This window comes from Geobacter sulfurreducens PCA (assembly GCF_000007985.2).
Lineage (GTDB): Bacteria > Desulfobacterota > Desulfuromonadia > Geobacterales > Geobacteraceae > Geobacter > Geobacter sulfurreducens.
This window is the reverse complement of the sequence record NC_002939.5, coordinates 2,268,934-2,283,084: the sequence shown is the minus strand read 5'-3', so window position 1 is coordinate 2,283,084 and position 14,151 is coordinate 2,268,934. Positions and strand designations below refer to the sequence as shown.

Here is a 14,151-nt window from a genome sequence, read left to right as displayed (position 1 = left end):
ACATGCGGGTCTACCGGTCAATGTGTATGCGTCCTGCTGCGGTTGTCCGATGCAGCGCCTTTTAGTCGCAGAACCATGCATTGAATTTGCCAGAGTGAGGGGACATGACATGCCGAAAGGAGGTGGCAAGGAGGAAGGAATACGTCAATCGCTTTGAATGTAATGTTTCATAATGGAGTCTTCACAAGAAAGGAGCAGAAAGGAATGAAGAAAAAGGTACTGATTGGCGCATCGCTCGCAGCCGTTGTCTTAACCGGCGCAGCAATGGTGGGTGCAGCTGTTCCGCCCCCGCCGGTAAACCAGTTCCTGGGGATCTACGATACCAAGTTTCCCAACCTGACCAAAGCCGACTGTCTCGAGTGTCACGTCAGCGACACGGTGCTCGTCCAGCAGCATCACGCCCTGATCAACACGGTTACGCCGCCGGCAAGCTGCATCAATACCTCCGGCACTGTCCCCCCGACCCTTGCCACCGGTTGCCACGTCATGGTTCCCGACGGCTCGGGCGGTTTTACCTTCCAGGATTTCAGAAACTGTTTCAACTGCCACACCCAGACTCCGCACCACACCTCTCCCGCCGCTGTTGCCAAGGACTGCAAGTACTGCCACGGCAACTTCATCGACAACCCGCTTGACGGCCACTACATTCCGACCTACAGCGCAAGCTCCGTCACTCCGATGCCGAGCGGCAGGTCTGTAACCGCTACGGATGGCAATGTTGTTATCGTTCAGGGCTGCGAAGCATGCCACCAGGCCGCACCCAACGCCATCGATCCGAAGACCAATACGGTCCGCCCGATCTTCAGCAACCAGGATACTCACCACGGCACCGGCATCACCGACTGCAACCTCTGCCACAATACGTCCTCCAATGTACCGATCCGCCAGTGCGAGGTCTGCCACGGCGTGAACTCGCTCCACAATATCCAGAAGGACAGCCCCAATGCCGCCAACCTCGGCACGGTCAAGCCGGGGCTGGAGGATCTGGGCTGGGGCCACATCGGCAACAACTGGGACTGCCAGGGCTGCCACTGGTCCTGGTTCGGTAATTCCTCGCCCTACACCAATGCCACCGTGCCCGCCATCAACGGCCAGAGCAGCTACACGGTCACCGCGGGCAAGGAAGCCGTCCTGACCATCGTCGGCTCCAGCTTCGTCAACGTCGGACCCGACGGCGTGACCACCTATCAGCCCACTGTTGCGCTCGTCAGCGGCAGCACGAGCCTGACACTCACTCCCTTCTCGGTCACCGAAAGCGAGATCAAGGTGTCCGTACCCGCCCTCGTTGAAGGCGTCTACGAGCTCCGCATCACCAAGGCCAACAAGGTCAGCAACCTTGCCAAGCTGACCGTCGCGCCGGCGCGGATCATTGCCTCCGCCACCCTTGCGACTGGCAAGACCCTTACCATTACCGGCACCGGTTTCGGACCGGCACCGAGCTCCGAGTACGACGCCGGTATCGGTGTGTACGCCGGAACCACCCAGGCAAACGTCATTTCCTGGAGCGACACCAAGGTGGTTGCCACCAGCCCGGACTTTGCAACCAACGGCTACGTGACCGTAAAAACCATCAACGGTCCGCTCTCCGGCAAAATCCTGGCGGCTCCGAAGAAAGTCAAACGGTAATACCTTTCCGACCAACGGGGCAGGGGATTCGTTCCCCTGCCCTCCATCTCCTCCCCAGACATCATTTACATGCATTCGCGATGTGATTCACCATCGTCGAACGTGAAGGGATACGTGCACCATGAGGTATCTGCTCGCCGTTACGGCTCTTTTTATCCTGCTGCCTCCTCTGGGTGACGCTTTTGCCGCCGACAGGAAGGTCATTGTAGGATTTCGCTCCACGGTGGAAAAAAGGGACGTTCGCCACAAAGAGAAGGTCTATCGGCACGGCGGTCGCGTCAAGAGGACGCACTCTGCGGTAAACGCCATATCGGCAACCCTGTCCGAAGAAGAGATCGAGCGCCTGAAGAAAGATCCCGACGTTGCCTACGTGGAGACGGACTTCGTGCTTTCGTCCATTGAACCGGCCGCGGCTTCGCCGGAGGAGTATGCCGCAGCGTGGGGCGCGCAGCACATCGGTGCCGACCAGGTTGCGGCGGCCGGCATCACCGGCGCGGGGGTCCGGGTGGCAGTGCTCGATACGGGCATTGATTACACGCATCCCGATTTGAAGGACAACTACAAGGGGGGGTACAACTTTGTAGCAGACAACAACGATCCCATGGACGACGCATACTCCCTCAGCCATGGCACCCACGTGGCCGGGATCATCGCCGCCCGCAACAACGGTACCGGTGTGGTCGGCGTCGCGCCCGCAGCGGAGCTCTATGCGGTCAAGGTGCTTAACGGCGGCCTCGGCGGAGAGTTGAGCGACATTATCGCCGGCATCGAGTGGGCCATCGAGAACCGGATGCAGGTCGTCAACATGAGCTTCGGCAGCATGGAGTTCTCCCAGGCGCTCAAGGATGTCTGCGATCTGGCCTATCGATCGGGAATCGTGCTGGTGGCTTCGGCCGGCAATTTCTCGCCGGGGGCCGTACTCTATCCCGCCGCTTTCGATTCGGTCGTGGCGGTTTCCGCCACCTACCAGGACGACACGCTTGGAACGTTTTCCAGTTACGGTCCCCAGGTCGAATTGGCCGCACCGGGGCACAATATCTATTCCACGGCGATCGGCGGCGGCTACCGCATCAACTTCGGCACATCGCAGGCCGCACCCCATGTCACCGGTGCGGCGGCGCTTCTCATCTCGGCCGGCACCACCGACACCAACGGTAACCGCTCCGTTGCCGACGAGGTCAGGCAACGACTTGCGGCAGCCGCCCGGGACCTGGGTGAAATGGGCAGGGACATCTACTATGGTTACGGCCTCGTTGACGTAGCCAAGGCCGTTCTGTCGCCGCCGAACATCGAGACGGTGGTCACCACGCCGCGGGGGAAACGGTGTGCATCTGCTGCAGCCCTTGATCTGGCGAACTCGACCTACCGGCTGGACATTACGGGAGCGACGTTGCAGGCGCTTGAAGTCCGCGTCGGGAGCGCCGACGGGCCTCTTGTGAGCTTTATCCGCTTCCGGCGTGGGACTGAAGGGGCGGTATCGTTCAGCTACACGGCATCCGGCACTGTCAGGCTGGTGCTGATCCCCCACGGCAAACCGGGAACATCGGCGCGGGTGACGGCCGTTCCGGAGCAGCTGTGAGTCGGGCGGGCACGATGAAGACAGTACGCAACCTCATTATTACCATTCTGTGCTTGCTGGGAAGCGTTCCGTCCGCGCCCGGCGCCGAAACGGCCGTCGCTCCCTCCGGCAGAGCCGCTGCGGCTGTTGTGAACGGCGCCGTCATCTTCCGGGACGAACTCGATCATTTCGTCGAATTTGCCTTGAGTCGACGGAGGGGAGCCGGGCGTAAGGTTACCGACGAGCAGAAGAAGAGAGTCGAGCGCCAGGAGCTCGATAAGCTTATTGCGATGGAGTTGCTGGCCCAGGCGGGCGAAAAGCTGAATCCTGCCGATCTGTCCAAAAAGATTCAGGCCCGCCGGGAAGCCATCGGTTCGAGCGTATCCCGGGGCGGGAGCGTGGTGGCACCGTCCGAGGACAGACTTAACGACACCGCTCGCCGCGACGTCCTTGTGGACGCCTATCTGGCCTCGCGCGGCATCGATGCGATCAAGGTTCCCGAAACGGATCTCAGGGCCTATTACGAAAAGAACAAGTCCGGTTTTAAAAAGCCTGAGACAATCGCTGTCCGGCATATCCTGGTGAAGGTCGAAAAAGAGGCTTCCCCGGAGACTCAGGCGGAGGCCCGGAAAAAGATCGAGGGCATTCGCGACCGGATTGGCGCCGGCGCCGATTTTGCCGTTCTTGCCAGCGAGAGCTCCGATTGCGCCAGTGCCGCCAAGGGCGGAGATCTGGGAGAGATTCAGCGGGGCTTCATGCCGCGCGAGTTCGACCAGGTCGCCTTTTCCCTCAAACCGGGTGAGACGAGCGGAATCGTCAAGACGCACCATGGGTTTCACATTATCAGGGTGATGGAACGGCATCCCGAAACGGTCAGGACCTTCGAAGAGATGCGGGATTTCATCGAGCAGTATCTGGCAAAGGATTACCAACGCAAGAAGGTCGAGGAAATCGTTGAAGAGCTGAAGCGCGCAGCAACAATAGATATTCGTATTCAATGACGCTATGACGGAGCCTTTTCAGTCGGGAACTGCAAGTACGAGGAGCGTGTGGAAATGAAAACTCTAGCAAGTTTGTGCAGGGCGGTCGCGGTGGCTGTGCTGGTGGGGCTCGGCATTGCCTCCGGTGTCGTGGAGGCTGCCGATTGGACTCTGTCCAGCCGGAATTCCACGGTGAATTTCGAAGATGCCTCCACCTACGGCGTATACGGCTGGACGATCGACGGCAAGCAGATAGTGAGCCAGTTGGGCTTCTACTGCCGTGTCGGGACCTCCGGGCCCGAGTATCCGCTGATATCCAATGACGTTGACGCCGAAGGCATGTTCACCGTCACGCGTCCGGCGAACCAGGCGGACCCTGCGGCGCTTGCCCTTGTCTATACCTCCCTGGACGGCACCTATTCCGTTGAAGTTGCCTATCGCCTTACGGGTGGCGCGACGGGGAGCAAAAGGTCCACCCTGAAACGAGTCATCACGATCAAGAACCTTAGAGGTTCCCCTCTTGACTTCCATTTCTATGCCTACTCCGATTACGACCTGAGTCTTCCCTTCAGTAACGACAACGTGGCCATCGTGGGGAAAAGGGCCTTCCAGTCCGGCTTCACGAGTACCAGCGACAAGAACGGCAACGGCTACAGCGTGGTTCAGTCGTCAACCCTTTCGCCCAGCAGATACGGCGTCGACATGACTCAGTTCATCGGCCTCCTCGCCAATGGCTCCACTCCTTACAATCTCGATAATTTCGGCGGCCCGTACACCAATACCAATGCGGACGTTCAGTTTGCGATCCAGTGGGACCTGGCGATCCCCGCGAACGGCTCCGTCTCCTTCGAGATTGCCGACGAGGCGTACCCCTCGAAGCCCCTGTTCCTTGCCAAGACCCATCCCGGCCAGTGCGCGGCATACGCTCAGCCGCTCACCTACACCTATACCTACGACAACACGGTCAATACCATCGATCTACACAACCTTCTGATTTCAGACAAGCTACCCGCCGGCATTGACTTTGTCTCCGCAACCAACGGGGGAGAGTACAAGGCGGACACGCGGGAGATTGTCTGGAGTTTGCCCCTGCTCGCCAAAGGCGCCGGGCAGCAGACGTTCCAGGCAACGGTCCTGTACAATTCGCCCCGTGACATCGCGGCAAACACGGCCAACAACCTGACCATGGGATTGAGCGATGAAACCTATCCCCGCTATGTGCAGGATACGATCGCGCTCTGCAACCATCCGCCGCAGATTTCCTCAGTGCCCGCAACCGTTGCGTCCGCGTCCGCCCTTTACACGTACCAGGTGCGCGCCTCCGACGCCGATGCCGGCACGGTACTGACCTACTCCTTTGACGCCGCGCCGTCGGGCATGTCAATCAGCTCGGCCGGCCTTGTCCAGTGGACCCCCACGAACAGCCAGACCGGAACCTTCCCGGTAACCGTGCGGGTGAGCGACGGTCAGCTCGCCGCTACCCAGAGCTTCTCGGTCGCCGTGGCTCCGGCCAACAGGCCGCCGGTCATTGCATCGAGTCCCGTGACAGCCGCCGTTGTGGGGCAACTCTACTCTTACACCGTCTCCGCCACGGACCCGGACGGGGACACGCTCTACTACAGCATCAGCGCGCCCACGGGCAAAACGCTTCCCACCGGCATGGCAATGGGCATGACCACCGGCACCCTCACCTGGACACCCTCAAGCTCGACACCGGCCAACTGGGATGTCATCGTGGCGGTGACTGATACGAAGTTCAACAGGACAACCCAGAGCTTCACCATTACGGTCACTGACGGCAAGGTCAACCAAGCTCCGTTGATCGCTTCCTCGCCGGTGACGAGCGCCACGGAAGGAGCCCTGTACAGTTATCAGGTGGTGGCGAGCGATCCCAACGGCGACTCCCTCACCTATGCACTCACCACTGCGCCCTCGGGCATGTCGATTGCCGCGAACGGCACCATCTCCTGGACTCCTCTCGCATCCCAGGCCGGCGCACATACGGTTGTCGTAACGGTAAGCGACGGGGCGCTCTCCGCCACCCAGACCTTTACGGTAACGGTAACGAAGCTCAATCGTGCGCCGGGCATCACGTCAACTGCCGTCACCTCGGTAAGCGAGGGTGCCGCGTACGGATACGCCGTCTCCGCCAGCGACCCGGACGGCGACGCTCTTACCTACAGTCTGACAGCATCCCCCCCGGGCATGACGATCTCGCCGGCCGGGCTCATCTCTTGGAATCCTGGTTATACCGATGCCGGCAGCTATACTGTGACGGTAAAGGTGAGCGATCCGGCTGGCCTCTTTGCCACTCAGACCTACACGCTGCTGGTGACCGACACGAACAGGGCTCCGGTGGTAACAATGCCGGCTGACCAGTCTACCCCCGAGGGGACGGCGGTCAATCTCCATATCAAGGCGTCCGATGCGGACAACAACACCCTTGCCTACAGTGCCACGGGACTTCCTCCGGGGCTTAGCATCAATTCATCTTCCGGAGTCATCACCGGCACCCTGGGTTACACGGCTGCCGGCATCTACTCTGTAAGAGTTATGGTTGGTGATGGGATAACCAGCAGCAGCGTGAGTTTTTCCTGGACCGTGACCGACGTGAACCGTGCGCCGGGTGTCATCGCTCCGGCGAACCGCACGAATGTTGAGGGGACGGTCGTCAACCTTACCGTCGCCGGCACCGACCCTGATGGTGACGCTCTTACCTACAGTGCCACGGGCCTGCCTGCGGGCCTTGCCATCAACGCTTCTACGGGTGCCATTACCGGAACCATTGACTACAGCGCCGCCGCCGGCAGCCCCTACACCGTCACCGTCACCGCCACCGACCCCTCCAACGCCAAAGGAAGCGCAAGTTTTACCTGGACCGTGACGGCCTATGTCAAGCAGACCCCGAGCATCAGTTGGGCGACTCCTGGTGCCATCACCTACGGGACAGCTCTCGGCGGCACCCAGCTCAACGCCACGGCGAGCGTGCCCGGCACCTTCGTGTACACCCCTGCCGCCGGCACTGTCCTCAACGCCGGGACCCGGACCCTGTCGGTGGTTTTCACCCCGAGCGACCCGAACGCATACACCAGCGCCAGCGCCACCGTCAGCCTGACGGTTGACAAGGCCGTTGCCTCCGTATCGCTCACCGGCCTGAGCGCCACCTATGACGGCACGCCAAAGGCCGTTGCCGCCAGCACGATCCCGCCTGGCCTCGGCATCAACCTCACCTATGCCGGGGGCAGCAGCGCGCCGACAGCCGCCGGGAGCTACCCCGTCGTCGCCACGGTCACCGATGCCAACTACAGCGGCAGCGCCACGGGAACACTCGCAATCGCCCGTGCCGTTCCCGCCATCAGTTGGGCCGAGCCGGCAGCGGTCTATGCGGGCACGGTCCTCGGGTCGAACCAGCTCAACGCCACTGCCGACGTAGCAGGCAGCTTCAGCTACAATCCCGCAGCCGGCACCGTTCTCTCCACTGCGGGCCCGGTCACCCTGACGGCCACCTTCACGCCCGCCGATGCCGTCAACTACACCACGGCCACCAGGAGCGTGAGCATCACCGTCACTATGGCGCCTCAGCAGCCTCCAGCCGTTATAAAGCCTGCGGACCAGACCAGCGACAAGGACGTAATGGTCAACCTCCAGATCCAGGCGATCGACGCAGATGGCGATGCCCTCACCTACAGTGCCTCTGGGCTGCCGACAGGTCTCAGCATCAACAGTGCTACAGGTCTCATCAGCGGCATCCCCACCACTGTGGGAACCTACACGATAACCGTTTCCGTGACCGATGGAACGGCTACGACCAGAACGACCTTTACCTGGATGGTCATCATACCGCCGACTGCTCCGGTGGTAACCAAGCCCGCCGATCAGGCCAGTCCCGAGAATGGCAGCGTCAGCCTCCAAATCCAGGCCACCGATGTCAACGGAGACGGCCTCACCTACAGTGCCGCCGGCCTGCCGCCGGGCCTCACCATGAACAGCAAAACCGGCCTGATCAGCGGTAACATACCTTATTGCAGCGCCGGTACCTACCCTGTGACCATAATGGCCAAGGACCCGGGTAACCTCAGCGGCAGTACCATGTTCTCATGGGTGGTAACCAAAACCAACGTCGCGCCGATAGTGATCAAGCCTGCCAACCAGAGCAGTCCCCTGAACAATGGCGTGAGTCTGCAGATCCAGGCCACTGACCAGAATTGCGGCGACAGCCTCATTTACAGTGCCTCGGACCTTCCCTCCGGCCTTGCCATCAACTCCGGTTCGGGTCTCATCAGTGGCACCGCCACCGTCGCCGGGGCGTACAATGTCGTTGTCACCGTGGGAGACGGCATGACGACGTCAAGTACAACATTCAGTTGGACCGTGAACAGTCAGGTCGTCAACGAGCCGCCGGTGATCATTTCCTCCCCGATCCTGATCGCGGAAAAGGAGAAGGCGTACCGCTACGACGTCAACGCCGTTGATCCCAATAACGATGCGCTGACTTACCGGCTCATCCAACGCCCCTCGCGTATGACCATCAGTTCTTCCACTGGCCTCATTTCGTGGACGCCCCAAGATACTGGCAGCTACACGGTAACGGTAGAGGTGGCGGATGCGAAGGGACTGAAGGCAACCCAGAGCTATACGCTGCGGGTCATAACCAGCAACAGCGCTCCAACAGTTACGAATCCCGGCAATCAGACGTCATGGGAAGAGAAACCGGTTAATCTCCAGATCAGAGCCAGCGACAGCAACGGCGACAAGATCTTCTACAGTGCCACGGGCCTTCCCGCCGGTCTCAGCATCAACGAGTCCACCGGGCTCATCAGCGGCACCACTGCTGCCGGAGCAGCGGCAGCTGGGCCCTTTACCGTGACCGTGACCGTAAGTGACGGGTCCGCCTCGACGAGTACCGTCTTTGCTTGGACAGTGATCCCTGCAGTCGTCAACCTGCCGCCGGTCGTCACTTCTGCCCCGGCCACAGCGGCGATTCGCAATAAGATCTATCGGTACGACGTAAACACAACGGACCCCAACGGCGATACCGTTACCTACAAGCTGGTGACACGCCCTTCGGGGATGAGCATCAGTTCCTCGACCGGACTCATCCAGTGGACTCCGAAGGATACGGGTACCTATCCGGTCAAGGTCGAAGTGTCCGACGCCAAGGGGCTGAAGGCATACCAGTCCTTCACCGTGACAGTGTATCGCAGGAGTTCCGATGTTCCCGCGGGCGCGGTCATCGGCTTCAGTGCCCAATCGATTATGGATGCCTTTGACGCAAACGGTAATGGTGTGGTGACGCCCGGCGACTTCATGCAGATACTCAGAAGGGGGGAAGCCGGTTCCATCCTTCCGGATAGTAACGGCAACGGCAGGATTGACGGCCACGACATCCGGACATATCTGGGCGAGATGCTCTGATGGTAGCGGCCGTGATCGACGGTTCGTTCTGATCCGGATCCTTCGTGGAGAGATGACGAGAAGAGGGGGGCACGACATGCCTCCCTCGTTCTTTTTCGGCACGGCATCGGATCCGGCGCTCCCGTGACGAACAGCATTACCGTTGCCGTTATTTCCGGAACCATGCTATAAGATAACAACATCTGTACAGAGAGGCTCATTTGAAGGTATCGTTTCTTCGTCGGTTCTGGGTGACGTTTTCCGCATTCGTCGTCGGCAGCTACGCATCGCTCATCAACAGGTTCCGCGTCAAGGGGGTGGAACATATCCCCCGGGACGGCGGAGCCCTTATCGCATCCAACCATATCTCGGCCTACGAGACCATCTTTCTCCCCTGGGCGATTCTGCGTTACCATCCATTCCGAATGGTCTGGGCTCCTGCCAAGGAGGAGCTCTTTGCCAAGCCCTTCCAGCGTTTTCTCTACAGCTCGTGGGGTGCCTTCCCGGTCAAGCGGGGCAGGGACGTCCGTGCCGGCAAGACCATAAACGATCTGCTCCGGACCGAAAAGGTTATGCTCTTTCCCGAAGGAACCCGCCACAAAGACGGCGTGCTCGGCAAGGGGAACCGCGGGGTCGGGAAGATTATCTACGACACCCGGGTCACCGTTATTCCCACGGCACTCATCGGCCTCAACCGATGGAAGTTTCCCGGCTTGGGGCAGGAGGGCATGGTTGTGTTCGGTGCCCCTCTGGAACTGGACGATCTTTTTGCCCGAGATGACTGCAAGGAAACCCACCAACTGATCGTGGATCGGGTAATGGCTGCCATTGCCGACTTGCTCAAGGGGGAGGATGCCTATGTCGGCAGAAGTTGAGGTGTTCTGCGACGGCGCCTGTAGTGGTAACCCCGGAGTGGGGGGATACGGCGCGATCCTGCGTTACGGCAGCGCGGAAAAGGAGCTTTCGGGCGCCGATGGCGATACAACCAACAACCGGATGGAGCTTACCGCTGCCATCAGGGCGCTGGAAGCCCTCAGCCGTCCCTGTGCCGTGACGATCACCACCGATTCCCAATATCTGGTGAAGGGGATGACTGAATGGCTTTCCGGTTGGGTGCGTCGGGGATGGGTGAACAGCAAGAAGGAACCGGTCCTGAACCGTGATCTCTGGGAGCGGCTCAGGGAGCTGACCGGGAAGCATCAGGTCAGGTGGGTCTGGGTACGAGGCCACAACGGACACCCGGAGAACGAGCGGTGCGATGCCCTGGCGCGCCGTGCCATCGATGCGTACCGGAACGAACGCCGGTAGCGTGTGGCAGGGAGCCATGACCTATTTCGTAGTGGAAGTGACGGACCAGGAGATCCGGCGGGAGAAGGACAAAGCCCGAGAACTGCGCCGGAGCCGCTGGTGGCAGACAGTCATCAGCCGCCGTACGTGCCACTGGTGCGGGGGGGATTTCCCGCCCGAAGAGTTGACCATGGACCACGTGGTTCCCATCGTGCGCGGCGGCAAAAGCAGCAGGGGAAACGTGGTACCGGCCTGCAAGGAATGCAATAACCGGAAGAAATACCTCCTCCCCCTGGAGTGGGAAGAGTATCTCGAAAAGGCGAGGAATGGCGGTGAGCAGTAACGGCGGGGCCATCAAGGCGGTAATCTACGATTGTGACGGGGTCATGTTCGACTCATTCGAGGCGAACCTCGCGTTTTACCAGCGGATCATGGAGATGATGGGCCGCCCCCGGCTCAGCAGGGATAACGAGGAGCAGATGCGCATCCTCCACACGTACGCCAATCGGGAGGTGCTGGCCCATTTCTTCCCGTCACCCGGCGACTGGGAGGAGGCGGTCCGGTGTGCCGGCGCCATCGACTACCGGGAACTGGTCCCGCTCATGATCATGGAGGAGGGATTCCGCGAGGCCCTCGACACCCTGAAGGGGAGGGTGGGGCTCGGTGTCTGCACCAACCGGTCGACCTCCATGGACATGGTGCTCCGGTTGTTCAGTCTCGACTCCTATTTCAGCATTGTCATGACCGCGTCACGGGTGACGAACCCAAAACCCCACCCGGAACCCCTGCTGAAGGTGCTCGAACACTTCGGCATCGGCCCACGGGAGGCCCTGTTCGTGGGTGATTCCGAGGTGGACCGGTTGTCGGCCGAGGCTGCCGGCGTCCCCTTCGTGGCCTACAAGGCCCCGCTCCCCGCCGCGTACCGGATGGAGCACCACCGCGAGATCATAGACCTTCTCGGGTGACCGGGCCGCCCGGCACCGCCCCCCCTCATACGCCCAGCACCTCGGCCAAGCGCAGCACCTCGTCCTGAGGACGCTTCTCACCCTTGATGACATCCTCCAGGGGGGTGGCGAGGATTGCATTGCAGGACAGTCCCACCATCACTCCCCACGTGCCTGTCACCAGCAGCTCAACTGATTTCTTTCCCAAGCGGCTCGCCAACAGCCGGTCAAATACCGTCGGCGCGCCTCCGCGCTGGTAGTGACCCAGCACCGTCACCCGCGTCTCGAAGCCGATGGCGTCCTTGATGCTGTTGGCGATTTCATGGCCATGACCGGCCCCCTCCGCCAGAATGATGATGGCATTGTCGCGCCCTTCCTCGTAGCGTGCCCGCAACTGCTGACAGATCTCGGCCAGATCGTATTCCCGTTCGGGGACCAGTGCGTACTCGGCGCCGGTGGCGATGGCGGAGATGCTGGCAAGGTAGCCCGAATGGCGCCCCATAACCTCGATGACAAAGGCCCGCGCGTGAGAGCTGGCCGTGTCCTTGATACAGTCAACGGCGTAGATGATGTTGTTGAGGGCCGTGTCAACCCCCAGTGCCATATCGGTGAACGGGATGTCGTTGTCGATGCTGGCGGGAATGCCTACCACCGGCAATCCCAGACGGTTCAAGGCCAGGGCACCGGTGAGCGACCCGTCGCCGCCCATTACAACCATTCCCTCGACGCCGAGGGCCTTCAGGTTGTTCAGGGCCGTGCGCTGTCCTTCCGGTGTTTTGAACTCGGGGGAGCGAGCCGACTGGAGAAAGGTGCCCCCCCGGTGGAGAATGCCCGAGACCGCCTTGGTGTCCAGGGGGATGGCATCCCCCTTCATGAGCCCAAGGTAGCCCTTGCGGAAACCGACCACTTCGATATTCATGCGGATAGCCGTGCGCACCGCGGCCCGGATAGCGGCGTTCATGCCCGAGCAGTCGCCGCCGCTGGTGAGTATGCCGATTTTTTTCATTCGCTGTCGTTCTCCTTCAGTGTGCGGATGTAGTCCATGCGTTCTTTTATGGTCTTCTCGTAGCCGTGCCCCCGCGGGGCATAAAATCGTTTTCCTTCAAGCCGTTCCGGCAGATAGTTCTGGGGCGTGTAGCCTGCCTCATAGTCATGGGCATATTTGTACCCCTTATGGTAGCCCAGGTCCTTCATGAGCCGTGTGGGCGCATTACGGATGTGAAGCGGCACCGGCAGGGCTCCGCTCTTCCTGACTTCAGCCAGGGCCGCGTCAATGCCGGCGTAGGAGGCGTTTGACTTGGGCGCGGTGGCCAGATAGGTGGCGGCCTGGGCAATGATGATCCGTCCCTCGGGCATGCCCACGAGCTGAAACCCCTGGAGTGCCGCCACGGCTACCTGGAGCGCCCGGGGGTCGGCGTTGCCGATGTCTTCGCTGGCCAGGATCACCATCCGCCGCAGGATGAAGAGAGGGTCCTCGCCGGCCTCGATCATGCGGGCGAGCCAGTAGAGGGCGCCGTCCGGATCGCTGCCGCGCATGGACTTGATGAACGCGGAGATCACATTGTAGTGCTCTTCGCCCCCCTTGTCATAGAGCAGCGGCTTTTTCTGAATCGCCTCGCGGACGGACTCCAGGTCGATCCGGCCGTTTTTTACCAGACGGGCTGCCGTTTCCAGGGTGTTCAGAGCGACCCTGCCGTCGCCGCCCGACTGCTCTGCCATGAAGGCAAGGGCATCGTCGTCCGCGGCAAGGCCGCTCGCGCCGAGGCCGCGTTCAGGATCGGCCAGGGCACTCCGCAGGATCTGCTCCACATTTTCCTGCGAAAGGGGATTGAGCACGAGCACCTTGCAGCGGGAGAGGAGTGGCGCCACCACCTCGAAGGAGGGATTCTCGGTGGTGGCGCCGATGATGGTGAAGGTTCCCCGTTCCACGTAGGGGAGGAACGCATCCTGCTGGCTTTTGTTGAATCGGTGGATCTCATCCACAAAGAGGATGGTGTTGCGGCCCCGGTACTTTTTTTCCTCCTCCGCTTCCTTTACTATCTCGCGGATTTCCTTGATTCCCGAGAGGATGGCGGAAAAGAAGATGAAGTGAGATTTTGTTGCATTGGCGATGACCCGGGCGAGGGTTGTTTTGCCCGAGCCCGGAGGGCCCCAGAAGATGAGGGAGGTGAGAGTGTCCGACTCGATCAGTCGGCGCAGGAGTTTCCCTTCGCCCAGCAAGTGCTCCTGTCCCACGTACTCGTCTAGGGTGCGGGGACGCATCCGTTCGGCGAGGGGAGCATTCCTCAGGGCTTCTGCTGCAGCGGGTGCATCAAAGAGGTCCATGTCGTGATCGTGGCCGGTTGTGCGCTGACCGCCGCTC

At 60.9% G+C, this 14,151-nt stretch carries 10 protein-coding genes; 8 read left to right on the top strand and 2 right to left on the bottom strand.

The features are described 5' to 3' along the window. Positions 1-204: 204 nt before the first annotated feature. The 8 genes from GS_RS10425 to GS_RS10390 all read left to right on the top strand — a co-directional run bounded on the left by GS_RS10425 (position 205) and on the right by GS_RS10390 (position 11,810). Positions 205-1,626 carry an IPT/TIG domain-containing protein gene (locus GS_RS10425; protein ID WP_010942718.1) on the top strand — a complete coding sequence of 474 codons (1,422 nt, stop codon included), beginning with the start codon at positions 205-207 and terminating at the stop codon, positions 1,624-1,626. 121 nt (positions 1,627-1,747) lie between these two features. Further along, positions 1,748-3,205, top strand: coding sequence for a S8 family peptidase (locus GS_RS10420; protein WP_010942717.1), 1,458 nt, complete (start codon positions 1,748-1,750; stop codon positions 3,203-3,205). Positions 3,206-3,219: 14 nt separating this feature from the next. After that, positions 3,220-4,185: a peptidylprolyl isomerase gene (locus GS_RS10415; RefSeq protein WP_010942716.1), complete on the top strand. Its 966-nt coding sequence runs from the start codon at positions 3,220-3,222 to the stop codon at positions 4,183-4,185. A gap of 54 nt (positions 4,186-4,239) precedes the next feature. Continuing rightward, a complete protein-coding gene (locus GS_RS10410) occupies positions 4,240-9,579 on the top strand; it encodes a putative Ig domain-containing protein (RefSeq protein WP_010942715.1) in 5,340 nt (1,779 codons plus the stop codon). Positions 9,580-9,779: 200 nt separating this feature from the next. Beyond that, positions 9,780-10,433 (top strand): lysophospholipid acyltransferase family protein, encoded by a 654-nt coding sequence (locus tag GS_RS10405; protein WP_010942714.1) that lies wholly within the window; start codon positions 9,780-9,782, stop codon positions 10,431-10,433. Continuing rightward, the gene (gene rnhA, locus GS_RS10400) at positions 10,417-10,866 is read left to right on the top strand and encodes a ribonuclease HI (RefSeq protein WP_010942713.1); all 450 of its coding nucleotides are present in this window, start codon (positions 10,417-10,419) and stop codon (positions 10,864-10,866) included. Before GS_RS10405 ends, rnhA begins: the two co-directional genes overlap by 17 nt. 16 nt (positions 10,867-10,882) lie before the next feature. Then, positions 10,883-11,188 (top strand): HNH endonuclease, encoded by a 306-nt coding sequence (locus GS_RS10395; RefSeq protein ID WP_010942712.1) that lies wholly within the window; start codon positions 10,883-10,885, stop codon positions 11,186-11,188. Further along, the gene (locus GS_RS10390) at positions 11,172-11,810 is read left to right on the top strand and encodes an HAD family hydrolase (protein WP_193360256.1); all 639 of its coding nucleotides are present in this window, start codon (positions 11,172-11,174) and stop codon (positions 11,808-11,810) included. Before GS_RS10395 ends, GS_RS10390 begins: the two co-directional genes overlap by 17 nt. A 25-nt stretch (positions 11,811-11,835) precedes the next feature. Here GS_RS10390 and pfkA read toward each other — a convergent pair whose 3' ends face one another. Further along, positions 11,836-12,795, bottom strand: coding sequence for a 6-phosphofructokinase (gene pfkA, locus GS_RS10385; RefSeq protein ID WP_010942710.1), 960 nt, complete (start codon positions 12,793-12,795; stop codon positions 11,836-11,838). Further along, a complete protein-coding gene (locus GS_RS10380; protein WP_010942709.1) occupies positions 12,792-14,114 on the bottom strand; it encodes a replication-associated recombination protein A in 1,323 nt (440 codons plus the stop codon). The genes pfkA and GS_RS10380 overlap by 4 nt, the downstream gene beginning before the upstream one ends. Positions 14,115-14,151: the final 37 nt, after the last annotated feature.